Consider the following 24,592-nt stretch of genomic DNA (forward strand, 5'->3'; position numbering starts at 1 on the left):
GAGTTGCGTTTTTTGGGAAGGACTCCTAACATAACAATAAAATAAGGATGAGAGATACTATGACTGCATTTGCCGATAATACTAATAACCAGCTAACGAGCGACGTTTCAATCAGCCATGATGATATCAATAATACGGCTGATATCAGCTACCAATTCGATTTTGCCCGTTTTTCTGAGCATTTGGTGGATGTGTCACTGTCCTTTACGGCAACAGCTAATACCCCTCAGCTCTGGCTACCAGCATGGATACCAGGCAGTTATCTGATGCGCGAGTTTGCTCGCAATATCACCGCTGTACATTATCGAGTAACAGACAGCCAAATAAAAGAAGGTGACGAGTTTTCTGAAACTTATCGTGCACAAAAGGTAGATAAACATACGTGGCAACTCCCCACTATCACAGCAGGACAAAGGGTAGTCGTCGAATACGAAGTCTACTGCTACGACCTATCGGTACGTACTGCCTATGTCGATCAGCAGCGTCTGTATGGTAATTTTACCTCACTTGCACTCGCGGTCGACGGGCAAGAGCAGATTCCTGTACAAGTCAGCTTGATTGTTCCGGAGTCGTTTTTGTTAGATAAAGAAGAAAGTCATGTAATCTTGGCATGTGGTTTGGCATCTACGCATCTGCGCGTTGATGGTCAGAGCGAAGATAAACGGCACTGTTATCAATTACGGGCAGATAATTATCATGAGCTGATTGATTACCCTTTTGAGATTGCAGCACAGAATAAATTTGATTTTATTATTCATGACAGTCAGCATCAGACGCTTCATCACAGTTTTTATCTCTCAGGCAAGCATAGTGCCAATATGGGCAGGCTACAGCAAGACGTCACTCAGATTTGTCAGACTTATCTAGACTGGCTGGGGGATGCACCCTTTCATGATTACACCTTTATGACGTTTGCCAGTGGTCAGGATTACGGCGGACTTGAGCATATCAATTCTACTAGTCTGATTACCCCGCGCCGTGACTTACCAAATGCTGATGAGCCAAAAATACCGAGCACGGATTATCAGCGGTTTTTGGGCTTGTGCAGTCATGAGTACTTTCACTCGTGGTGGGTCAAAACCGTGCGCCCTGATGTCATGGTTGATGTTGATCTACGCCGTGAAGCGTTCACGCCGATGCTTTGGGTATTTGAAGGATTTACGTCTTATATCGATGATTTTATGCTGCAAGCATCTGGCGTGATCGATAAGTCAGACTATCTCAGGTTACTAGCGGAACAAATCAATCGCTACTATCAAACGCCTGGACGCGATAACCAAAGTGTCGCAGAGTCAAGCTTTGATGCGTGGATTAAGCTGTACCGTAGCGATGAAAATACGGGCAATGCTGGTATCAGTTACTACAATAAAGGCGCATTGGTGGCCTTGTGTCTGGATTTGATATTGCTAAAAAATACCAATAATCGCTATCGTCTATTCGATGTGGTCAAAGCGTTCTATACCCAAGCAAAGCAAAATGACAGCAAGCGTATCGGCATCAATAGCGCGGATATGGGCGACGTGATTGGGCAGTTTATGCCGATAGCGGAATGGGAGGATTTTGAACGCCGTTACGTCAACGGCGTAGAGGAACTGCCAATTGAGGCGCTGCTGCTCGCAAACGGTATCAAAATGCAGGTCAATACCAAAGAGACTGCGGATAAGCATGTCCCATGGGGTATGCGCTGCAATGAGACACCCGCTGGACTCAAAATCAATCGGGTGAACCGCGGTAGTGTGGCTGCCAAAGCAGGTATCTCAGCCCATGACATCATTATCGCGATTGATGGCATCAAGGCGGATAGTAAGCAGCTAGCATCGCTGAGTAATGCAGCGCGCACTGTTGAGTGTCATCTGTTTCGCCGCGATGAGCTGATGTGTGTGCAAGTGCAACCTGAGGCACTGCCACAAGCTGACGGGGATGACAGTGATATGCCTGAAAAAGCATTTCCTCATAAGGTCAGTCTGCGCTTAGTAAAAGGTGCTCCAACGTTAGCAGATCATAGCGATCCTAAGCAAGCAGAATCCGCTTGGGAGCCATGGCTGGATGTGATGAAGCGTCAGTCAGCATAGTGACATCGAGAGATAGTAGTGACATCGAGAGATATAAGTAAGCAAAGCAAAACCCCCTAATAAGCAAATATGGTTATTAGGGGGTTCAAGTAATAGCTGAAAGGTTTTTTGGTATGCTGAATGGCTAGCTACTCTTCCTTGGTTTTAGTATCAGGGTCCTCACTGGCAGACTTCTCGTTTGCAGTAGTGTCGCCGTTAGGCTCGCCAACCTCAGCATTATCGTTTTCAACATCGCTCGTCGCTTTAAGCGCGACAATCCAGTTTTGCATGAGCTCAATATCTACTTGCTGAGTATCGATGATATGCTGTGCCAATTGACGCATTTCTTCATCAGTACCGTATTCGAGCTCGATTTTTGCCATATCTACGGCGCCAATATGGTGTGGTAGCATGCCACGTGCAAATGCCATATCCGGCATAGGATCAGCAATACCCAATGTCATCTCACCATGCATGCTTTCCATGCCCTTAGCGTAGGCCTGTTGCATAGCAGCGGTATTGGGCTTAGGTTTGGCTGCGTCAGGATGGCTGGCAAGCCATTTGTTTAGGATATCAATCTCAGCTTGCTGCGCCGTGATGATATCTTGAGCAAGCTGGCGCATGGCATCATCTGTACCGTACTTTAGCTGAATTTTTGCCATATCTATCGCGCCGCGATGATGCCCAAGCATGCCTTTGGCAAACGCGGTATCAGGATCGTTATAACCCATACCGATCATCATCTCATCATGCATACTGGTCATGGACTTTGTGTAGTCTTTGAGCATATCCGTCATCTGAGTGTCATCTGTGGCGTTTTCGCTATCTACCGATGTATCGTGGCTCATATTCTCATGCTCAGCATGAGTCATGTCAGTCATTGGCGGGGTGGCTTCTTCTACAGGCGCTGATTGACTATCTGCTGCTGGCTGACACGCACCTAATAGCAGTGCAGTAGAAATGCTGGTGGCCAACAGAACAAAACGATGAGAAGCAATCATGATATATCCCTACTATAAGAAGACCAAATGATAAATAAATGAGGTCTATTTTACATAAATAATGACGTGCTGAATCTTAACAGATAAACCTTACCCATTCGAGACGCTATGTTTAACAAGAAGTAATATATTTACTTTAAATGAAAATATATGTCGGTATAGTCGAACCACTATTAAAGTGTTACAGCGTTAGACTCGTTTAGCCTACTACTGTAGTACTTGCAATCGTCTGCCTTGTACCACTTTTAATATTGATTGACTATAGCTAAGCGTTTAGACGGGACAAATTAATAGCTGATACCCAATTGCTGATAGTGCTGACTAGTTAAGTGAATGCGCACAAACTCGCCAACTGCTATGTCACCTAATTCAAACCCTGCCACCGACCAACGTATCAAACGTAGGCAGGGCAGACCAACATGCGCGGTCATTCGTCTGACTTGACGGTTTTTACCTTCATAAATTGTCAGCATCAACCATGAGTCCGGTACGCTTTTACGCTCACGTATCGGCGGATGACGTTGCCAGAGCGCCATCGGTAGCTCATCTTCACTGACGTGTTTAACCTCAGCAGGCAGAGTTTTGCCATCTTTGAGCGTCACGCCACGTTTGAGCTGATTGAGTTGCTCAGCAGTAGGAATGCCCTCAACCTGTACCAAATAAGTCTTACCTTGCTTACGTCCAGCATTGGCTTTTGGCGGATGGGTAATTGCTTTATTGACTCGGCCATCATCGGTCAGAATAAGTAACCCTTCGGACGTTGCATCAAGCCTACCAGCAACTCGCAAAGACTTATCAGTAAAGTACTGCGATAGGGTGACATGGTCATTGTTACTATCGTCTCTGAACTGACTTTGCACCCCATAAGGCTTATTGAACAAGATGAGACTAGAAGTCGGCATAAAGTGATATTTCCTGAAGGTAAATGAGTGATTAGCAGTCTTGGCTTATGTTTAATCAAGCAAAGTCAGTACTAAAAAATAAGAACAGAGGTATTGTGTTTGATATACGCTGTGCGATGTATTTTGCTACAAAAGTAGGACAGCAACCACGCAAATTTACTGCTATTCTAAATCCATATTTTTATAGGGGTATTTATATTTTTGATAGTAATAAACCTATCACCTACAAGATAAAATGATTGTCCAGCTCTTTGTTCTATTACTATCAACAAGATAATGTATTATAACCCTTTAAAGATTATAAATTTATAGATGCTGCATTTTATTAATAATTTATAAATTGTATATGTGATATTTCTTATTAATTAGCCAATAACACTGAATTTAATGATAAGCAGTTTCTATGCACAGTTTTAGTTTGTATTTACATCAATGCATATATGTTTAATTTGAAGCTATTTTTTAGTATCGTTCAATCCAATGCCGCAAGTATCTCATACATCAGACTTTGTTTAGCTAATAAGCGTCTAGAGCGCAACCATTATAATAGAAAAGCCAGCATAACAACGTGTTCAGTTCGCTTGCGATGTATAACTTACCACTAAGGAGTTTTATCCATGTCATATGATAAGGTCATCGTACCAAGAGACGGCGAAAAAGTAACCGTGAATGCTGATTTGTCGCTAAATGTGCCCAATCATCCGACTATTCCGTTCATTGAAGGTGACGGTATTGGGGTGGATATCACACCTGTCATGATAAAGGTGGTCAATGCAGCGGTCGATAAAGCCTACCACGGTAAAAAATCAATTATCTGGATGGAAGCTTACTTGGGCGAAAAAGCGGCCAAAATATATGACGGTGAATATTTACCCAGTGAGACATTAGAGATTTTAAAAGACTACGTCATCAGTATCAAGGGACCGTTGACCACGCCGGTGGGTGGTGGCTTTAGTTCGTTGAATGTGGCTGTACGTCAAAATCTTGATCTGTATGTCTGTCAGCGACCAGTACGCTGGTTTAAAGGCGTGCCAAGCCCAGTACAGCATCCTGAGCTGACCAATATGGTGATCTTTCGTGAAAATACAGAAGATATCTATACAGGTATCGAGTGGAAGGCAGGCAGTGATGATGCCAAAAAAGTCATCAATTTCTTAAGAGAAGAGATGGGTGTGACCAGCATTCGCTTCCCTGAAGACTGCGGCATCGGTATCAAGCCTGTCTCAAAAGAAGGCTCGCAGCGCCTAGTTCGTAAAGCCATTCAGCATGCTATCGATAATGACTTGCCAAACGTGACCCTCGTGCATAAAGGCAATATTATGAAATTTACGGAAGGCGCGTTTAAAGATTGGGGGTATGAGCTGGCAGCAGAGCGTTTTGATGCTGAGCCATTAGATGGTGGTCCATGGATGACGATGAAAAATCCCAAAACGGGTAATGACATCATCATCAAAGATGTGATCGCTGATGCATTCTTGCAGCAGATTCTGATGCGTCCGGCAGATTACTCCGTAGTAGCAACACTCAACCTGAACGGTGACTATATCTCTGACGCGCTAGCGGCGGAAGTAGGCGGTATCGGTATTGCCCCAGGTGCTAACAAAGGCGGCGCAATCGCTGTTTATGAAGCGACGCACGGTACTGCGCCTAAGTATGCTGGTCAGAATAAAGTAAACCCAGGCTCATTGATATTGTCTGCGGAAATGATGCTGCGTGATATGGGTTGGTGTGAGGCGGCGGATCTCATCATCAGTGGTATCCAAGGCGCGATCGCCAATAAGACGGTTACTTATGACTTTGAGCGTTTGATGCCAGATGCTATCTTGCTCAGTACTTCTGAGTTTGGCAAAGCCATTATCAAGCACATGGATGCGTAATCGCATTAATGCCTAGAGCGTTAAACTTTATTATATTTATTCAAGGCCACTTACTGATGTAGGTGGTTTTTTTATGTGTTTGAAATGGATAGACATAGGCAAGTTGTTTATTATCATTTTGAGATAGGCACAAAAAAACACCTCAACGTTCTAAGACGGCTGAGGTGTTTTGTTTGCTAATACTTAAACTTACCTAATCGATCTGTGTATAAAAACCAGAGCGATTAGGATTAATGTTTCAAGATCAATTGCTTATTACTTATAGCGATGCCAAGGCTTCGTTAAACAAAGCGCTTGGACGCATGGCTTTTTTCGCAAGCTCCTCATCAGCATAGTAGTAGCCTTTGATATCGACTGGCTTACCTTGAACGTCGTTAAGTTCTTTGACAATCGCGTCTTCGTTTTCTGCCAGCTTTTGCGCCAATGGCGTGAACTGTGCTTTTAACTCGCTATCTTGATCCTGCGCCGCCAGCTCTTCAGCCCAATATAGCGCTAGATAGAAGTGACTACCACGGTTATCAAGCTCACCAGTTTTACGTGATGGTGATTTGTCATTCAGCAGCAGTTTTTCGGTCGCGGTATCGAGCGTATCGGCCAAGACTTGAGCTTTAGCATTGTTGTCGTTGCTTGCCAAATGCTCCAAAGAGACGTTCAAGGCCAAGAACTCACCAAGTGAATCCCAACGTAGATGGTTTTCTTCGGTGAGCTGCTCAACATGCTTTGGTGCAGAACCGCCAGCACCTGTCTCGAACAAGCCGCCGCCTTTCATGAGTGGCACAACCGATAGCATCTTAGCACTGGTACCAAGCTCTAGGATTGGGAACAAGTCAGTTAAGTAATCACGTAAGATGTTACCAGTCGCAGAGATCGTATCGAGGCCACGAGCGACACGCTCTAGGGTATAACGCATGGCGCGAACCTGAGACATGATTTCGATGTGTAAACCGTCAGTATCATGATCTTTTAGATACATTTTAACTTTTTTGATGAGCTCGTTCTCATGTGGACGGTATGGGTCGAGCCAGAAGATAACAGGCGTATTTGATTCACGGGCACGGCGTACAGCAAGCTTGACCCAATCTTGGATAGGGGCATCTTTGGTCTGACACATGCGCCAGATATCGCCTTTTTCAACGCGTTTTTCGAGCAAGACTTCATCGGTCTCCACGTCGACGATACGCGCAATACCAGCATCGCTAGATTCAAAGGTCTTGTCATGAGAGCCGTATTCTTCTGCTTTTTGTGCCATTAGGCCGACATTTGGTACGGTACCCATGGTCGTTGGGTCAAAGTTGCCATGCCATTTGCAGAAGTTAATCATTTCTTGATAAATACGAGCAAAGGTAGACTCTGGCATGACGGCTTTACAGTCATACATTTTGCCATCAGCGCCCCACATTTTACCACCTGAACGAATCATCGCAGGCATTGAGGCATCCACGATCACATCACTTGGTGAATGGAAGTTGGTGATACCTTTGGCCGAATCAACCATGGCCAGACGTGGACGATGCTCCTGACAAGCATGTAGGTCGCGCTCAATTTCTTCACGCGTTGAGGTTGGCAAAGTAGCAATCTTATCGTATAAATCTGCCATACCGTTGTTGACGTTGATGCCAAGCTCATCAAAGAGTTCGCCGTGTTTTTCAAACGCATCTTTGTAGTAAATGCGGACCGCATGACCAAACACGATGGGGTGTGAGACTTTCATCATGGTGGCTTTGACGTGTAGTGAGAACAAGATACCCGCTTCGCGGCAATCTTCCATTTCACGCTCATAGAATTCAAGCAAGGCTTTTTTGCTCATGACCATCAAATCGATAACTTCTTTGTCTAGTAGGTCGATTTTAGGTTTCAATACTTTTTTGGTGCCGTCGTCTAGCAATAGCTCCATGCGAACCGTGCGCGCCTTATCTAGGGTCATAGATTGCTCGCCATCATAGAAGTCGCCGCCATGCATGTGCGATACATGTGTGCTTGACCATTGTTTCCATTCACCCATTGAATGTGGATGCTTGCGTGCATAGTTTTTGACGGCTTTTGGTGCGCGGCGGTCTGAGTTACCTTCACGTAGTACAGGGTTTACGGCACTGCCTAAGCTCTTACCATAGCGCTTACGTAGCTCTTTTTCTTCATCCGTTTGTGGATCATCTGGAAAGTCAGGGATGGCATAGCCTTTACCTTGCAGCTCTTTGATAGCTGCTTTGAGCTGCTGTACAGAGGCACTGATATTTGGCAGTTTGATGATGTTGGTGTTGGGGTCTTGAGTCAGGCGACCAAGCTCAGCTAGGTTGTCAGGAACACGTTGCTCTTCGGTCAAGTATTCAGGGAATTCAGCCAATATACGTGCCGCAACAGAGATGTCACTAGTTTCAACTTCGACACCTGCGGTCTTAGTGAACGCTTCTACAATAGGTAAAAAAGATAGTGTCGCAAGCGCTGGGGCTTCGTCAGTTTTTGTATAAATAATTTTTGACATTTTATTTGAATCTTCCTTTAGTTGTCGTTAATAATAAAGCTCGAATATAATGTTGAATATGGGTCAATGATACTATGCAATGCTCAATGATATCGTTCGAACAAGTACGTCGTATGTAGCTGCTTAGCAATATTTAAGTTAGAGATATTCAAGTTTGATAAAACATTTTCTTTTACTGATGTTCACTACAAGGGCGTTCTCAGATGGCACGTTGACTGCCCCGTAAAACTGCCAGACAGCAAGTCGCTGACGGTATATTATAATAAACCCACTATAAATTCGAGAGGATGTCAATCACATACCATGAACTAAGTATACTGTTTTCGCTCATATCTTAGGGTTTCAAATTATACTAAGCTGGTAGTAACCTTATTCTAACAGTCATTTGTTGCGATATCATCTTTTCAATAATATGACGGTGTTTTATTGACCTTTATATTATTCTTGAGAGGACATAAGGATAATCCTAAAAACCACCAATGTCACGATTGGTGGTTTTTTATTGCGTCTCAAAAAAACTTTGCAAATTGTGACAGCAAAACCGCAAAAATTTGCTAGGCTAGGTCATCAACAGATTGGTTATCGATAAATATATAGCGATTATAAGAGTGACGGTGAGTATGAGTTTAGAGTATGCGCTGATGAATGATACTAGCTGGCAGAGCCAGACCGATTGGCAAACGCCAGACACGCCTTTTATGTCATTTGCTTTTTGGCAGGCGCTTGCTGAGACAGGCGCGATTGGCGAGCGGGCAGGGTGGCTACCGATATTTATTTTGGTGCATCGTGTCAATGATGATACTAAGGATGCTGCTCTGCAACCAGTTGCGGTAATGCCAGTCTTTATAAAAGGCCATCATCGCGGTGAGTTCGTGTTCGATCATTCATGGGCAGAGGCGTATGCGCGCTATGGTCTCGACTATTATCCAAGATTGGTCACTAGTGTGCCGTATACGCCGATTACGGGTCAGCGGCTTTGGCTGGCAAAAGGGGAAAGACTCAATGAAGAGATAATCAAAACAGCCATCGCAGGTGTCGATGATATCGCTCAGCAAGTCGGCGCCTCAAGCTGGCATGGGCTATTTGTGACGCCTAATCTAGCCTCTATTGCGACCACGTCTATGCCGACCGAAATTGATATAGAGCGTGCGCTAGCAGCACAAGAGCGCGGCGTAGAGTCCGCACCGATTGCGATGCCGATATTTGAGCGCCAAGGTTGTCAGTTCTTATGGCAAAACAAAGACCTGCTCAATGACAGTCAGCCCTTTGCAGACTTTGATGCGTTTTTGATGACGCTAAAAGCTAAAAAGCGCAAAACCATCCGTGCGGAGCGTCGTAAAGTGGCTGAGCAAGGTATCATCTGCCAGCGTAAGTGCGGCGATGCTATCAGCGATGCAGATTGGAAGGCTTTTTATCACTGTTACGTGATGACTTATGCGGTACGCGGACAGCAGCCTTATCTGACGTTAGACTTTTTTATGGCATTGGCAGCGAGTATGTCTGAGCATATTATGCTCGCGCAAGCACTCGATGCCAGTGGTGAGATTATCGCCAGTAGCCTATTCTTATATGATACACCTAATAGTGGTAGTGTTGATAATAGTGCGACTTTGTACGGTCGATACTGGGGTGCGCTTGGTGAGTATGACAGCTTGCATTTTGAGCTGTGCTATTACCAAGGTATTGAATTTGCCATTGAGCAAGGGCTAGCGTCCTTTGATCCGGGTACGCAAGGGGAGCATAAGCTGGTTCGTGGATTTATCCCAACGACCACGCACTCGCTTCACCGCATTTATGACCCGCGTTTTGTCCCTGCGATTGGCGATTTTTGTGCCAGAGATCGGATGCATATGGCACAATATCGCAAGCAAGCCCATGAGGCACTACCGTTTAACGCGGACAATATGCCAGCCTTTGATACGCTTCATTGATATACACCATTAATGTCCATTATTAATAATAGCCTGCAGGCCTTTACTTTACACATTTCACGATTAGCCGTTAACTATGTCCACAAACTCTATTGCTAGTATTGCTACCTCTCTGCCTCCTATTGAACTCGTATCGTGGCTCAATGCTGAAGGTTCGCTCACAGCCATGCTAGAAGATAAGGCAGGGCAGCCGTTACGAGTGGAGCGCACCTTTGAAGGCTATCGGCTATTGACGCTGCAACAAAAGCGACAATTGGGTCTGCAAGGCTCAGCGCTAAATCGTCCACTGCTGGCGTGGATACGTGAAGTACTGCTATACGGCAATGACGAGCAGCCATGGGTCGGTGCGCAAAGCATCTTTCCGCTATCAAGCCTAAAAGGTAACGCTCGACGCTTGCAGCAGCTAAAAGGTACGCCCATCGGTTATGTGTTATTTAAACGTCGGCGCACAGTGCCAAACCAGCGATTTGTGCGACAGACGAGCGAGGGCTGGCAACGGCAAACGCGCTATGACTGGTATGGTCGCTTACTACTTATCAGCGAAACCTTTTTGCCGGCATTTTTGTCCAGTGATACTTAAAAACGTTTTATTCTTATATACACAAAGAAAAGACTAGGGTCAAAAATTTGCATTGAGTAAAACCTTTAGGGCGTGTTGAACATTCGCAAATAGGCATTGCTGATCGCTAAAATTGTTCCAGACAAGGCTCAAAGCGACGATAATGCAGATGCCTTAGCGAGATTTGTAACGCAGTATGGGGCAATTTTAGCATCAGCCCCAACGATAAAAAGCAGGGGACAGGACTCTTTTTTGCCGCTTCATCGTTAAAAATAAGCGCTTAGAGTGACTAAACTTATTATTTTTAACATCGAATCGCCTAAAAAATAGTCGCTGTCAGTGTCATGGTCGAATGTTCAACACGCCCTATTTAATTGGCTATTTATCTGTGTTATATCGCCATTTAATTTGCTCATCTTCAGGCAGGCTTTTTTGCGCTCATCGCACAATTTTTCATGTTACACTTACGCTTTCGCAATGCTATCGATGCCGCTGTATATCGATTTTATTGACGGATCGGTCAAGTTAATGCAGGCCAACTGCCTGTGTTTATTCTTATGTTAATTTTTACTGATAGTCGCCATTCACAATCATGGTCATACCATAAAACAGCTGGCAAAAGAGCAGCGTGCACAAGTACCTAGCATACTTTGAGCAACGTCGATGCAGTGTTCGTTTGGTTGTGGGCAAGCTATCAGCTTCTTTTCAATGATACTTTTTTAATGACAGTCACTACTTAGGACATTATTATGTTTAAAGACATTTCTATCAAAGAGTTTGATCCGACCCTTGCTGAAGCGATGGCCGCAGAAAGCGTTCGTCAAGAAAATCACATCGAGTTGATTGCCTCTGAAAACTACTGCTCACAAGCAGTGATGGAAGCACAAGGCACTGATTTGACCAACAAATACGCTGAAGGCTATCCTGGCAAGCGTTATTATGGTGGTTGTGAGCATGTCGATGTCATTGAACAATTGGCCATTGACCGTGCAAAAGAGCTGTTCGGTGCTGAGTACGTCAACGTCCAGCCACATTCAGGCAGTCAAGCAAACGCTGCCGTATTTTTAGCGTTGCTAGAAGCCAATGACACGGTACTTGGCATGAGTCTAGACGCTGGTGGTCACTTGACGCATGGCGCGCACATCAACTTCTCAGGTCTGAACTACAATGCCGTACAGTACGGATTGGTCGATGGCACTGGCCTTATTGATTATGATCAAGTAGAGAGCTTGGCACGTGAGCACAAGCCAAAAATGATCATTGCAGGTTTTTCAGCGTATTCACAAGTCGTTGATTGGCAGCGTTTCCGTGACATCGCTGATGAAGTAGGTGCGTATCTATTGGTAGATATGGCACACGTTGCTGGTCTTGTTGCGGGCGGCGTCTATCCAAGCCCAATACCTTTCGCGGATGTGGCCACCACCACCACACACAAAACCCTACGTGGCCCGCGTTCAGGTATGATCTTGTCGCGTGATGAGAAACTTGCTAAAAAGCTAAACTCTGCCGTATTCCCAGGCAACCAAGGTGGCCCGCTCATGCACGTCATCGCGGCAAAAGCGGTTTGCTTTAAAGAAGCGCTAGAAGACAACTTCAAAACTTATCAGCAGCAAGTCGTGAAAAACGCACAAGCCATGGCAAAAGTCATTCAAGAGCGTGGCTATGAGATCATCTCTGGTGGTACTGAAAACCATCTCATGCTGATTAGCCTAGTGAAGCAAGAAATGACCGGTAAAGAAGCCGACAAATGGCTTGGTGATGCACATATCACGGTCAACAAAAACGCCGTACCAAATGATCCAAAATCACCATTCGTCACCTCTGGTATCCGTATCGGTACCCCAGCGATTACTACTCGCGGCTTCAACGAAGCACAAGCGGGTGATTTGGCAGGCTGGATCTGTGACGTGCTAGACAGCCGCGGTGATGAAGCGGTTGCAGCTGAAGTACGCGGTAAGGTAGAAGCCATCTGCAAAGAGCTACCAGTGTACGAAAAAAACCAGTAAGTATTAATTGACTCTATTTGAGAGTTGTATAACAAAAAACCGCTTAGCGTTTGCTAGGCGGTTTTTATTTTTAATAACAGTTAAGGAAGATACGATGTCTATTTCAACAACTATGTCATTTTGCTTTTGTAGTGTTCGCGAGGAAAATTTAACCAGCATACTTGTTGGTGATATGACACTGGATGAGCTAAGAGAAAATCGCGATAACCGATACTTAGATGTGAGACAAGCGTCTCTTGAACATTATACGGAAGAACTGGTTGAGTTATTGGGAGAGGGGCATTATGCCTTGTGCAATTTGTTGTTTTTGGCAAACAATAGCACCCCGTTGCATGAGCAGCATGACGGTTTATTATACAATGTGGCCGTCGTACCTGAGATCGTCAAAGCGTTTGCCGCGACAGACTTAAAAAAATTGGTACACGATATCGGCTACCACGAAGCAGAGAGCCAAGAAGGTTTGAATACATTTCGTGAGAATTTAAATCACGTTCACGAGTTATTTAAGTTTGCAGAAGAGAACAAGCTCAATGTGATTGGGTTTACGCTTTAGTGAGTCGATCATGTTGCTGCATGACGCCGCACCTAGACATATTTGAACCGAATGTCAGATAAATAAAAACCGCCCAACATTATTGCTGGGTGGTTTTATTCATTCAAATAATTGTGCGATAAGAGCATGCTCATGCAATAAGGGGCAAATTTAAACCCTACGAATATTTAGAATCTCAGCCACCGAGTTGATTGAGTCCTAATGCCAGCACCAAACCAATAGCAGTGCTGATACCCGCCCAATGGTTGCCATCTTTAAATGCAGACGGAAAAACTTCTGTTGCTAATGAAGCAATCACCGCCCCTGCGGCAAAACAGTCAATTGCACTAATTACTGCATCATCGACATCTTTGAGAAGCGTTTTGCCAATAATAGCTGCTAATGATAATAAAATAGCTGCACCAATCCATAGCATGAGTATTTTTTTGTGACTGCTACCACCATCACGCATTTGTTTGGCACCGCCTGCGGCTTCTGGGAGATTTGATAATAAAATAGACCCTGCTAGTGCCGCGACTTGTAAAGCGTTACCACCAATTAGCGCGACGCCAAGCGCTAAGTTTTCTGGGATGCCATCAAGTGTAATAGCAGCAAGCAAACCTGCCCCGCCTTTGTTTTGCATTTTTTCATCAATCAGATAGTCAATAGCTGTAAAGACCACTGCGCCTAACACGGTAAAGGCGACAGTCGTCCACAAACCACTCTCGCCAATCGCAGGTTGAATCATCTCAAGTACCACTGAGCTCATGAGTGCACCACCTGCCAGCGCAAGCAGATTGCCTTGTATCCAGTCAGGCATGTAGCCGTATAGACCCCACAATGCACCAATAACGAGTGCGCCTGAAACCACAAGAATAATGGCAAATACCAACATAAAATGCCTCGATACTTTTAATAAGTTTTAATCATTCTGAGTAATGTATGTTGATACGATGAATGGCAGTGAGATCACATCGTATTTGATAATAATGCTATCACACGATGTGACCCATGCAATCTCCTCAAGATTAATCACGGCTTAAATACGCTCAGACGTAGTATTACATAAACGGCAACTTGGTGAATAGTTGCAATATCGTGGCATTGACGATATCGACAAAGAACGCACCAACCATTGGCACGATTAAGAAGGCTTTCGGCGGGGGGAGATAGCGATCCGTGACAGCTTGCATATTGGCAATCGCTGTCGGGGTAGCTCCCATACCAAAACCGCAATGTCCTGCTGAGAGTACTGCCGCGTCATAGTCTTTGCCCATGACTTTAAAGGTAATGAGGTAGACGTAGATAATCATGATGATGGTCTGTACGATCAATATGACCAATACAGGCCCTGCCAAATCCGTCAACTGCCACAGCTTCAATGACAGTAACGCCATTGCCAAAAACAGACTCAAAGACGCATTACCAAATACATCAATCGAGCGATCAAACATCTCAAAATTGAAGACCATCGTTAACACATTGCGAATGATAACGCCGCCTGCCAGTGCCCAGACGAACGTCGGTAGCTCAAACCATGTGCCCTCAGCCACGAGCGTCATCCCATCGGTAAAAGCCAATGCCCCTGCAAATAGCGCTAATGTCTCGATAGTAGAGGATGCCGTGATAAAGCGCATGCTATCGGGTCTCTCAAAGATGTCTTTATTGCTCCCTGCAGTTTCCTCGTCATTTTTTCACCGCTAAGTGTCATTCTCAAAGGGCACAATAATCCATAGTTGCGGCTTACCAAAGTCGCTATAAGCATCTTCGATAATGCTTTTAAAAATATTGAAGTCTTCGGTGTTTATCTTTTTTATTACCGTCAAATCAAGCACTAAGTGCTGCACATCGCTGTCTGTCAGACAATCCCATGCACTGTCCCAATTGTGTGAAAAATAGCTGGGGAAGTGGCAGGCACGCGCCAGACTCGTCAATAGCGTGGTTTTGTCCAGTGTGTCACACGCAGGTATGGTAACAGCCTGAGTAGGAATGACGGCAGGTAGCGCTGTACCGTTTTGGTTAATGGGGTCTTGACTGACATAGTGGATGGCTTGGCTCGTATCTTTCTGATTCATGGCTTCTTGATTCATATTCGCTTGTTTCATGTTAGTGCACCTCAAGCTTTTGAAAACTGTCATAATGATCGACGGTTAAGTAATAAACAGTGGGCGGGCGACCACCTGTGACGATACGCCTTGCACCGCGATGGGAGACGCCAGGGGTGGGTACGGTGTATTCGCGGTAGTAGCCTTGCGACTGGGCGGGTAGCCTGCCTTCACGGTTATAAAACGTCGTGCCATCTTTATTGGGATAAGGATATGGCCCGCCTTGTTGAATCAGCGCAATTGTCTTATCGACTTGTGCATCACCTGTGATGCTAGTGGTCGTGGTGCCAGTTGTGGCGACTTGACTGGTATTGTCAGACGTATACTGAGATAACGTCGAGCCTAAATCAGCAAAGAAGTAGACAGCGACAGCGATAATGGCAATGAGGCTAAATAGGGTACTGCCTAGGCTTCTCTTGTTGCGAGAGCTATTTTGACGAGTGTTTTGATGGTTGCGATTTGAGGGCCGGCTGTGATTATCTCGTTTGCTATTATTGGGCATCTGCCTTGGTGTATTTGGTGCAGTATCTGGTTCAATGCTGAGTACGGCTGACGTCACTTTGGTGGCACGCAATTGGTTTTTATCATTACGACTACTCGTGAAATAGACACGTCGACCAACCGCTATCGGCTCCGCCAAACTTACTTTGCTAATATGAAAAAACACGTCTTCATCTTGATCATCGACATCGATAAAGCCATAGCCTTTTTCGTGATTCCAATGTTTAATCTTGCCGCTTTGCATGGTGGCACCGCTCCTTATTGTTTAGATGTCCGTAATATAGATAGCTATGATTATCATAAAAAAACGCCAGCACAATGGCCGACGTTCTCAAACGCTCGATTCAATCATGAATACAGATTTAGTTATGCACGTACTTCACCATGACCATAGACGATCCATTTTTGCGAGGTCAGTCCTTCAAGACCCACTGGGCCACGCGCATGGATTTTGTCCGTTGAAATACCAATCTCAGCACCAAGACCATATTCAAAGCCATCAGCAAAACGGCTAGAAGCGTTAATCATCACGCTTGCTGAGTCCACTTCACGAATGAAGCGTTGCGACTTGGTATAGTTGTCCGTGATGATGACATCGGTATGATGGCTGCCATGTGTATTGATATGTTCAATCGCCTCATCGATACCGTCGACGACTTTTACCGCAAGAATAGGGGCAAGATATTCTGTATCCCAGTCCTCAGAGGTAGCAGCAGACAAGTGACCGTTTAAGGTGATCACATCGGCCAAGATACTCTCAGCACTTTCGTCAACACGCAGTTGCATGGCATCATCGGCCTCGATAATGGCAGTGGCAATCTTTGGTAATAAATCTTTGGCGATAGAGGCATCAATCAGCAGCGTCTCCATCGTGTTGCACGTACCATAACGATGGGTTTTGGCATTGACACTGACTTTGATGGCAATCTCAGGATCCGCATCGCTATCGATAAAGGTATGGCAGTTACCATCTAGATGCTTGATCACAGGGACGCGGGCGTCGTTGCTAATACGCTCAATCAGACCTTTGCCGCCACGCGGTACGATGACGTCCACATATTCAGTCATGGTGATCAGCTCACCAACGGCAGCTCGATCGGTCGTTTGCAATACTTGAACGCTGTGCTCAGAGAGATCCGTCTGACTGAGACCTTTTATGATGCATTTGGCAATCGCTTGATTGGATTCAAACGCTTCAGAGCCACCGCGTAAGATGATGGCGTTGCCTGATTTTAGTGCCAGTGAAGCAGCTTCTAAGGTTACGTTAGGACGCGATTCATAAATCATGCCAACGACGCCCAGTGGCACACGCATTTTGCCCAAATGAATCCCTGATGGCTGATAAGTCATATCCGTCACTTCGCCGATTGGATCAGGCAGGCTCGCCACGTCTTTTAGGCCTTGGAGCATAGCGTTGAATCGTGCTTCGTTTAATTCCAAGCGATCGAGCAGAGCGCTATCAAGCTCGTTTTTGTGACCGTTGTCCATATCGATTTTATTGGCTGCCAAAATATCTGGCTTGGCATTGACTAGCTCATCATGAATGGCCATGAGTGCTGAGTTTTTGTCGCCTGTGTTGGCTGCCGCGAGCGCACGAGAAGCGGCTCTGGCTTGCTTGCCAACAGACTGCATGTAGGTGGTAATATCCGTCGTATTTGCTTGACTCATCAATTATTCTCCTTATGTGATATCAGTTTTATATAAATAAAAGCGCCTAAAAAGGCGAAAATTTAGCAAAAAATCAGTTTTGAATGCCTATTTAGCGGTCCATAGGTCATTATGCTATTTAACATAGAGGAGATTGCGGCGATAGTAAAGATGATTTTGTGAACAGAACCCGCTTTACAAAGCATCAAAGTGACTTTACAAAGGGTTGCTTCAAATATTTTGTGAGCTGTGTTTACGTGCCTTTAACAGAACTGCGCTGTAAATACTAAGGTAGCTGCGATGTATCATCAGTATAGTAGGCACTAAGAAAACGGCACTATCAATAAATGACGCTGAATCATATGACAAGTAATGGAGAATAACGATGACGATTAAAAACACGACATACAAAAACTGGATGACGGTTGGCTTGGTTGCAGGGGTGCTTGCGCTCAGTGCTTGTAGCAAAGACGAGACACCAATGGAGACGCAAGCGGATACAAGCGTTGACGCTCAAACCAGCGTTGAAGAGAATGCAACCGCAACTGCGAGTAGCTCTGATGACATCGCCGTTGCTAGCGCCGATGACGGTATGGCTGTCAGTACAGGGGATGATGTGGCTGTGGCAACCGCAGATGATGCAGAAGTACTGGATGGCACCGAAGATTCAGAGCATGTATCGACGTACTAAGTTTTATGGCGCGCCAAACGCTATGATAGTGTGTTGGTCAATATAGCATTATCAGATAAAACAACGCCTGGCACGCGAAAGTGATAAAATAAAGCCCAGAGCGATAAATATGGTCTGGGCTTTTTTGTGCCAGTCAGTTATCCAGTACTGATTAACTGACTGGTTAAACACAAGATTTGCCTTTTTACTGTGTAATAAGAGACAATATGGCATTTTTCTCTTGGCCTGCTCAGGCGTAGCATTAGCATAATAATGCTATAGATACTTATACTATATATACGGCTCTTATTTATTTTTATTCGTGTTTTCACTCATATTTATTGGAAGTCTGCTGAACCATGCTTGATACTGCAAAAAAACCAACTCGGCCTATCGCCCTAGACTTACAAGACATCCATAAAAGTTATGGCTCATTAGAGGTGCTCAAGGGAGTGTCTCTGACGGCCTATGATGGTGATGTCATCTCTATTTTGGGCTCATCTGGCTCAGGTAAATCGACATTGCTGCGCTGTATTAACTTGCTCGAAAATCCCAATCAAGGTCGTATCCTGATCGGTAACGAAGAGCTGATGCTAAAACCTGCCAGATCAGGTGAGCTGCAAGCGGCGGATGTGAAGCAGTTAGAGAGCTTGCGTGCTCGCGTTGGGTTCGTCTTCCAAAACTTTAATTTGTGGCCACATAAGACGATCCTACAAAACATTATTGAGGGGCCAACGCAGGTTCTCAAGATCAAAAAAGCCCAAGCGATTAGCGATGCCGAAAAACTGCTCGACAAAGTCGGTTTGCTCGATAAAAAAGACGCTTATCCAGCGAACTTATCTGGTGGTCAGCGTCAGCGGGTTGCCATTGCGCGCGCGCTTGCCATGCAGCCGCAAGTGCTATTATTTGATGAGCCAACCTCGGCGCTAGACCCTGAGTTGGTCAATGAAGTACTGGCTGTGATGCGAGAGCTGGCAGAAGAGGGTCGCACTATGCTGATCGTCACTCATGAAATGCGCTTTGCCCGTGAAGTATCAAGCAAAGTGGTCTTCCTGCACCAAGGGGTGGTTGAGGAGATCGGCACACCTGAGCAAGTCTTTGACAATCCTACCTCCGAGCGCGTCAAAGATTTTATGGCCTCGCATCGTCCGCACTAATCCTGTCCAAGCTATAAATCAGATGGTGGTAGCGCCCTACCGACTTTACCGCCATCGAATCCTATCAAATATAAAAATCACTATACCGTAACTATTGTTTATCCTTTATTGCCCAATAGTCACGGTGAGTATGCAAAACGTTTGTTTTTGATTTTTTACTCAGGTATTATCAAAAGGTTTATAGTCGGTCAATTTTAACGGCTGTCCATTATTCTGCTATCTATATTGCTTGTCTGTCAGGGACGTCAGAGAACAAAGTATCAGAACCCCATATCCATACCCATCAGAATTTAAGGAACATATGATGTCGAACGCTCGTCTATTTTGGTCATCGATGACCGTCTCTGCTGCGCTCATGCTAAGCGCTTGTAGCCAACCTGCCGATGAAACTACCGAAGCCAATGCCGATGCACCTGCCGCAGAAACGACTGGCAAAACCATCCGCATTGCAACCGAAGGCGCTTATCCTCCGTTTAACTATACCAATGCTGATGGTAGCTTGAGCGGTTTTGATGTCGATGTTGCCAATGCCTTGTGTGAGCAGATGCAAGCCAACTGTGAAATCGTGGCGCAGGATTGGGACGGTATTATCCCAGGTCTATTGGCACAAAAATATGATGCCGTTATCGCAGGTATGTCAATCACGGCTGAGCGTCAAGAAAAAGTCGATTTCAGCGAGCCGTATTTTGCCAATACGATGGTATGGCTCAGCAACACTGATGGCAGCTTTGATCCAATGGCGATCCAAAACGTCACGCTTGGCGGTCAGCGTTCTACCACGCCAGGCGCTTATCTACAAGATAACTACGAAGGCAAAGATGGCAATACCGTGCAGCTATATGACAACTATGACAATGCTTACTTGGATCTAAAGTCTGGTCGTAGCGATGCAGTATTGGCCGAAAAAGTCTCTGCCAAATCATGGCTCGCTGACAATAAAGAAGGCTTCGGTATCGTTGGTGATGAGATAGACAATAATGACAATATTGCCATTGCCGTGCGTAAAGGTGATGGACTCAAAGCGGAGTTTGATAAAGCATTGAGCGAGATCCGTAGCAACGGTGAGCTTGCCCGTCTTGAGCAGCAAAACTTTGGTCAATAATGACTCACTAAAGACGGCTGCGAATACGCGCGCGCCACTGACAAGTACTGAGTAAGTGGCGCTCAATAAGGCATCAAGCAGCACGTAATAAGTGACGATATGGCTGGTAACTATATTAAGGAATAATAAGTATGACACTTTCAATGACATCACTAATGACCTCATCAATGAGCAAAAAAGCCTTGTTGCTAGCACCGCTTAGCGCCGCGATGCTAATGCTAACAGGTTGTAACAACAGCTCAGCACCAGCAGAAAATGCTGAAGCTGATACCGCGTCTGAAGCACCTATGAATATCAAAATCGCAACAGAATCAAGCTATAAGCCATTTAGCTATACAGATGCTGATGGCAAACTGATCGGCTACGAGATTGAGTTGGTTGACGCATTATGTGCACAAATGAAAGCAGAATGTGAAGTCATATCTCAAGATTGGGATGGTTTGATTCCAGGGCTTAACGCACAGAAATTTGATGCCGCCATCGCTGGTATGTCAATCACCCCTGAACGTAAAGAAGTAGTGGATTTTAGTGACCCTTACTTCCATAGTGGTATCATCTTGATTGGTAAAAAAGGCGACGATATCAGCATCGATTCGCTCAAAGGTCAGCCAATCGCTTCACAGCGCTCTACCGTGGCCTCACAGTATCTACAGGACGAGCACGCGGATGCTGATATCAAGCTATATGATACTCAAGACAATGCCTACCTAGATCTAACCTCAGGTCGTGTGCGCGGTATGATGTCTGATAAAGTCACTGGCACTGATTGGCTAAAAACAGAAGCGGGTAGCGGCTACGAGATTAAAGGTCAAGAAATCAGCAGCGACGACGATGCAATGGGTATTGCATTCCGTAAAGGCGATCCATTGGTTGCTAAATTTAATGCGGCATTGGCTGAGCTAAAAGACAACGGCACTTATGATCAAATCACAGGCAGTTACTTTGGTACCAGCTCGACCGCTGCGGCACAAAAAGCAGTCGTGACTGATGGCGTTGATGAAGTCATAGTCGTTGAAGAAGACGCACCAGCTGAAGCGGCAACGAACTAAGACGACGTCTTCTGCATAGACCGTTATTTTGAAAAGTGTTGTTTACCCAAGAAAACCCAAGGATGATCATGAGCAATCACTGTGTTCCAGTCCGTGCTACGACTGGCAAATCTATTATTAGCGCTATGACGAGCAGTCGTCTATCTGTGTCATTGCTCGCACTGGCGACTATTTTTACCATCTCTGGCTGTAGCAATAGCCAAGAGAATGCGGCCGATACCAGTTCTGATACGACCGAAACAAAGGCAACTAAGGATGACGTACTTCGTATTGGTACGGAAGGGGCGTATGCACCTTTTAACTATACCAACGCCGATGGGACACTGGGTGGTTTTGACGTTGAGATAGCCAATGCCATCTGTGCCGATATGCAGGTAACTTGTGAGATTATGGCGCAAGATTGGGACGGTATTATTCCTGGTCTAAAAGCCGGTAAGTATGATGCGATTGTCGCGGCGATGTCCGTTACGCCAGAGCGTGCAGAGCAGGTTAGCTTCACTGATCCATACTTTAGCAATACCTTGGTTTTTTTGGCCAAAAAAGACAGCAGTTTTGACCCTAGTAACCAAAGCGACATCGACGCTCACTCGATTGCCGCGCAGCGCTCGACCATCTCATCACAGTGGTTCGAAGACAAGTATCCAAACGCTGACATGAAGCTTTATGATACGCTGAGCAATGCGTTTTTGGATCTAGGATCAAACCGCGTCGATGCGATGATCTCTGATAAGTTGCCTGCGATAGAGTGGCTGAGCTCTCCTGCTGGTAGTAAATATGCACTAAAAGGCGACGAGATTGATATCAATGATAACTTTGCGATAGCAGTACGCCCAGGCGATCCGCTACAAGCAAAGATCAATCAATCTTTAGCCAATATTAAAGCCAACGGTACTTACGATAAAATCAATCAAAAGTACTTTGCGGTGCCAGTATCTGCAACGAGTACAGTTAATGAGGACGCAAATACAGGCGAAGATACAGATGCAGATATTAGCAAGCAACCAGCGACAGAAAACGTTAGTTAATAGCTAACAGTAGTTAAAGATAGCAGTCAAAAATATTGTTTTGATTAATAAAAGGATATTGCCATGATGGTGATGTCCTTTTTTATTATTCCATAAACGTATCGTATGGTCATGGCATAGTCATCGTTATTCACCATTCGCTTTACTCAAATTTAGTCAGTTCGTTTCACGCGTATTTGCCCAAGTGTCTGTTTAAGTACGGTTTAGACACAGCTTTTACGCGTCAGGATTAACATCACGGCGAGCGAATATGATAAAATCAGCGCTCATTTCTACTGTGTCAATTATCGCAGCGCCAACCGTATTGCTCTGACGTCATTTTTTTTGACGACGACCATCTGTATTAAGGTGGTATAAAATACGGTGATGGACTGCGTTCAGCTATTGATGCTGATTCTTTTAACTCATATTTTGCAAATTGCTAATATAAAGAGACTGAGTGGATAATCGTGTTTGACTTACAAGGATTTGGCGCGCTTTTATTAAGCGGCGCTACCGTCACCATACAGCTTGCCGTGACCAGTTTAATCATTGGTCTGGCCTTAGGCTTGCTCGGCGCAACCGCAAAGATGTCCAATATCTGGTTGCTGCGTAAGCTTGCGACTGTCTATACTGCGACGATGCGCGGTATTCCTGAGTTGCTATTGGTGCTCTTTATTTATTATGGCGGCTCAATCTTATTGATGAGCATCCTCAAAAAGTTCGGCTACAACGACTATGTCGAGATTAGCGCTTTTTGGGGCGGCGTTATGGCGCTGTCGATCGCGTTTGGGGCGTATGCGACTGAGATTTTTCGCATGTCGATTCAAGAGATTCCGATAGGGCAACGAGAAGCGTCGCAAGCGATTGGTATGCGTCCTTTTCAGACCTTTTATCGCATTACGTTGCCTCAGGTATGGCAGATTGCATTGCCAGGTTTGGGCAATTTATTTTTGGTACTGCTCAAAGACACGGCGCTGGTGTCTGTGGTGGGTCTCAAAGACATCATGTATCAGTCGTCGCGTGCTGCGCAGTCAACACAGCAGCCGTTTACCTTTTATATGGCAGCAGCGATTATTTATTTGGGTCTGACCATGTTGATTACTGGCTTTATGATGTGGCTTGAGTGGCGCGCCAATCCAGCGGCACGCTATGCCAAAAAGATAAGCCGTCAATCCACTCACAGTCAATCGACCATAGGATAGAGGAGGGATACTATGGATTGGAATTGGCAGGTCATTTTTGATCATATACCTGATTTAATGGGCGGTGCGGTACTGACTATACAGCTGGTCGTGATCTCAGGTATTGTCGGATTGTTTTTTGGTTTGATTCTAGCGCTGCTGCGCTTGTCGAAGAGCTGGTTAGTACAGATATTGCCATTTCTTTATATTTTCTTTTTCCGCGGTACGCCGCTGCTGGTGCAGATATTCCTGATTTACTATGGTCTTGGTCAGTTCGGGGCGGTGCGTGAGTCGTTTTTATGGGAGCCGGTGCTCAGTCAAGCATACTGGTGTGCGATCATCGCCTTTACCCTAAATACCAGTGCATATCTGGCAGAGATTATACGCGGTGCGATTCAGACGATACCTGTCGGTGAGCTTGAGGCGGCCGATGCGCTTGGTATGTCAAAATGGCAGAAGCTGACACGTGTAACGTTGCCGCGTGCGTTTGGTATTGTGATCCCAGCCTACAGTAATGAAGTTATCTTTATGCTAAAGGGCAGTGCGCTCGCATCGACCATCGCGTTGATGGATATTACGGGGGTGGCTCGTACGATCAGTGCGCGTACCTATACGCTGATGGAGCTGTTCTTTGCCGCGGGTATCGTTTATCTTGTGCTGTCATGGGTTATCTTGTTTAGCTTTAGACTGTTTGAAAAACGTATGAACCGACACGCCAGCTATGTGCCACCAGATGTGGTGACCAACACGATTCCATAGAGAGTCACTGGTCATGAATGGTCGCCAAGATGACAATAAAGGTGACGGTAGACAATATAGTAGGGATTGCTGAAAA

At 45.3% G+C, this 24,592-nt stretch carries 20 protein-coding genes and 1 pseudogene; 13 read left to right on the forward strand and 8 right to left on the reverse strand.

Annotated features, from left to right (window positions below):
- Positions 1-59 precede the first annotated feature (59 nt).
- Positions 60-2,072, forward strand: a complete 2,013-nt coding sequence (locus tag CUR83_RS02530) for a M61 family metallopeptidase (RefSeq protein WP_284719016.1) — start codon at positions 60-62, stop codon at positions 2,070-2,072.
- 128 nt (positions 2,073-2,200) lie between these two features.
- On the opposite strand, the gene copM is transcribed toward CUR83_RS02530, so the two are convergent.
- Together copM and CUR83_RS02540 are read right to left on the reverse strand one after the other, a co-directional pair.
- The gene (gene copM, locus CUR83_RS02535; RefSeq protein WP_071002352.1) at positions 2,201-3,052 is read right to left on the reverse strand and encodes a CopM family metallochaperone; all 852 of its coding nucleotides are present in this window, start codon (positions 3,050-3,052) and stop codon (positions 2,201-2,203) included.
- Positions 3,053-3,339: 287 nt separating this feature from the next.
- Complete coding sequence (locus CUR83_RS02540; protein ID WP_071002351.1) at positions 3,340-3,954, reverse strand: pseudouridine synthase; 615 nt, start codon at positions 3,952-3,954, stop codon at positions 3,340-3,342.
- A gap of 617 nt (positions 3,955-4,571) precedes the next feature.
- On the opposite strand from CUR83_RS02540, the gene icd reads away from it, so the two are divergent.
- Positions 4,572-5,831 carry an NADP-dependent isocitrate dehydrogenase gene (gene icd, locus CUR83_RS02545; RefSeq protein WP_186475153.1) on the forward strand — a complete coding sequence of 420 codons (1,260 nt, stop codon included), beginning with the start codon at positions 4,572-4,574 and terminating at the stop codon, positions 5,829-5,831.
- Positions 5,832-6,090: 259 nt separating this feature from the next.
- Here icd and CUR83_RS02550 read toward each other — a convergent pair whose 3' ends face one another.
- Positions 6,091-8,310, reverse strand: a complete 2,220-nt coding sequence (locus CUR83_RS02550) for an NADP-dependent isocitrate dehydrogenase (RefSeq protein WP_071002348.1) — start codon at positions 8,308-8,310, stop codon at positions 6,091-6,093.
- A 620-nt stretch (positions 8,311-8,930) separates the two neighbouring features.
- Between CUR83_RS02550 and CUR83_RS02555 the strand changes: the two genes are divergently transcribed.
- From CUR83_RS02555 to CUR83_RS02570, 4 genes are all read left to right on the forward strand, one after another.
- Complete coding sequence (locus tag CUR83_RS02555) at positions 8,931-10,241, forward strand: GNAT family N-acetyltransferase (protein WP_284719798.1); 1,311 nt, start codon at positions 8,931-8,933, stop codon at positions 10,239-10,241.
- A 76-nt stretch (positions 10,242-10,317) separates the two neighbouring features.
- Complete coding sequence (locus tag CUR83_RS02560) at positions 10,318-10,821, forward strand: chorismate--pyruvate lyase family protein (protein WP_284719017.1); 504 nt, start codon at positions 10,318-10,320, stop codon at positions 10,819-10,821.
- Between the two features lie 728 nt (positions 10,822-11,549).
- The gene (gene glyA / locus CUR83_RS02565) at positions 11,550-12,806 is read left to right on the forward strand and encodes a serine hydroxymethyltransferase (RefSeq protein WP_093067631.1); all 1,257 of its coding nucleotides are present in this window, start codon (positions 11,550-11,552) and stop codon (positions 12,804-12,806) included.
- A 94-nt stretch (positions 12,807-12,900) separates the two neighbouring features.
- Positions 12,901-13,359, forward strand: coding sequence for a hypothetical protein (locus CUR83_RS02570; protein WP_284719018.1), 459 nt, complete (start codon positions 12,901-12,903; stop codon positions 13,357-13,359).
- Between the two features lie 175 nt (positions 13,360-13,534).
- On the opposite strand, the gene CUR83_RS02575 is transcribed toward CUR83_RS02570, so the two are convergent.
- From CUR83_RS02575 to CUR83_RS02595, 5 genes and pseudogenes are all read right to left on the reverse strand, one after another.
- Positions 13,535-14,233, reverse strand: a complete 699-nt coding sequence (locus CUR83_RS02575; protein WP_284719019.1) for a ZIP family metal transporter — start codon at positions 14,231-14,233, stop codon at positions 13,535-13,537.
- 166 nt (positions 14,234-14,399) lie between these two features.
- Positions 14,400-15,005, reverse strand: a pseudogene (locus CUR83_RS02580) (sodium/glutamate symporter); the annotation flags it as partial.
- A 33-nt stretch (positions 15,006-15,038) separates the two neighbouring features.
- Entirely contained in the window at positions 15,039-15,443 is a 405-nt protein-coding gene (locus tag CUR83_RS02585; protein WP_252962642.1) for a barstar family protein, read from the reverse strand.
- A gap of 1 nt (position 15,444) precedes the next feature.
- The gene (locus tag CUR83_RS02590) at positions 15,445-16,188 is read right to left on the reverse strand and encodes a ribonuclease domain-containing protein (RefSeq protein ID WP_284719020.1); all 744 of its coding nucleotides are present in this window, start codon (positions 16,186-16,188) and stop codon (positions 15,445-15,447) included.
- A gap of 122 nt (positions 16,189-16,310) precedes the next feature.
- On the reverse strand, positions 16,311-17,612 hold the full coding sequence (locus CUR83_RS02595; protein WP_071002341.1) for a glutamate-5-semialdehyde dehydrogenase: 1,302 nt from the start codon (positions 17,610-17,612) through the stop codon (positions 16,311-16,313).
- A 364-nt stretch (positions 17,613-17,976) separates the two neighbouring features.
- Between CUR83_RS02595 and CUR83_RS02600 the strand changes: the two genes are divergently transcribed.
- The 7 genes from CUR83_RS02600 to CUR83_RS02630 all read left to right on the forward strand — a co-directional run bounded on the left by CUR83_RS02600 (position 17,977) and on the right by CUR83_RS02630 (position 24,516).
- Positions 17,977-18,282, forward strand: a complete 306-nt coding sequence (locus tag CUR83_RS02600; protein ID WP_071002340.1) for a hypothetical protein — start codon at positions 17,977-17,979, stop codon at positions 18,280-18,282.
- Positions 18,283-18,620: 338 nt separating this feature from the next.
- A complete protein-coding gene (locus CUR83_RS02605; RefSeq protein ID WP_071002339.1) occupies positions 18,621-19,418 on the forward strand; it encodes an ABC transporter ATP-binding protein in 798 nt (265 codons plus the stop codon).
- Between the two features lie 301 nt (positions 19,419-19,719).
- Positions 19,720-20,520, forward strand: coding sequence for a transporter substrate-binding domain-containing protein (locus CUR83_RS02610; protein ID WP_284719021.1), 801 nt, complete (start codon positions 19,720-19,722; stop codon positions 20,518-20,520).
- Positions 20,521-20,663: 143 nt separating this feature from the next.
- A complete protein-coding gene (locus tag CUR83_RS02615; RefSeq protein WP_223335337.1) occupies positions 20,664-21,569 on the forward strand; it encodes a transporter substrate-binding domain-containing protein in 906 nt (301 codons plus the stop codon).
- Between the two features lie 68 nt (positions 21,570-21,637).
- Entirely contained in the window at positions 21,638-22,594 is a 957-nt protein-coding gene (locus tag CUR83_RS02620; RefSeq protein WP_284719022.1) for an ABC transporter substrate-binding protein, read from the forward strand.
- A gap of 449 nt (positions 22,595-23,043) precedes the next feature.
- Positions 23,044-23,778: an ABC transporter permease gene (locus tag CUR83_RS02625; RefSeq protein WP_071002335.1), complete on the forward strand. Its 735-nt coding sequence runs from the start codon at positions 23,044-23,046 to the stop codon at positions 23,776-23,778.
- A 12-nt stretch (positions 23,779-23,790) separates the two neighbouring features.
- Positions 23,791-24,516, forward strand: coding sequence for an ABC transporter permease (locus CUR83_RS02630; RefSeq protein WP_284719023.1), 726 nt, complete (start codon positions 23,791-23,793; stop codon positions 24,514-24,516).
- Positions 24,517-24,592: the final 76 nt, after the last annotated feature.

This window comes from Psychrobacter pocilloporae (genome assembly GCF_029872915.1).
Lineage (GTDB): Bacteria > Pseudomonadota > Gammaproteobacteria > Pseudomonadales > Moraxellaceae > Psychrobacter > Psychrobacter pacificensis.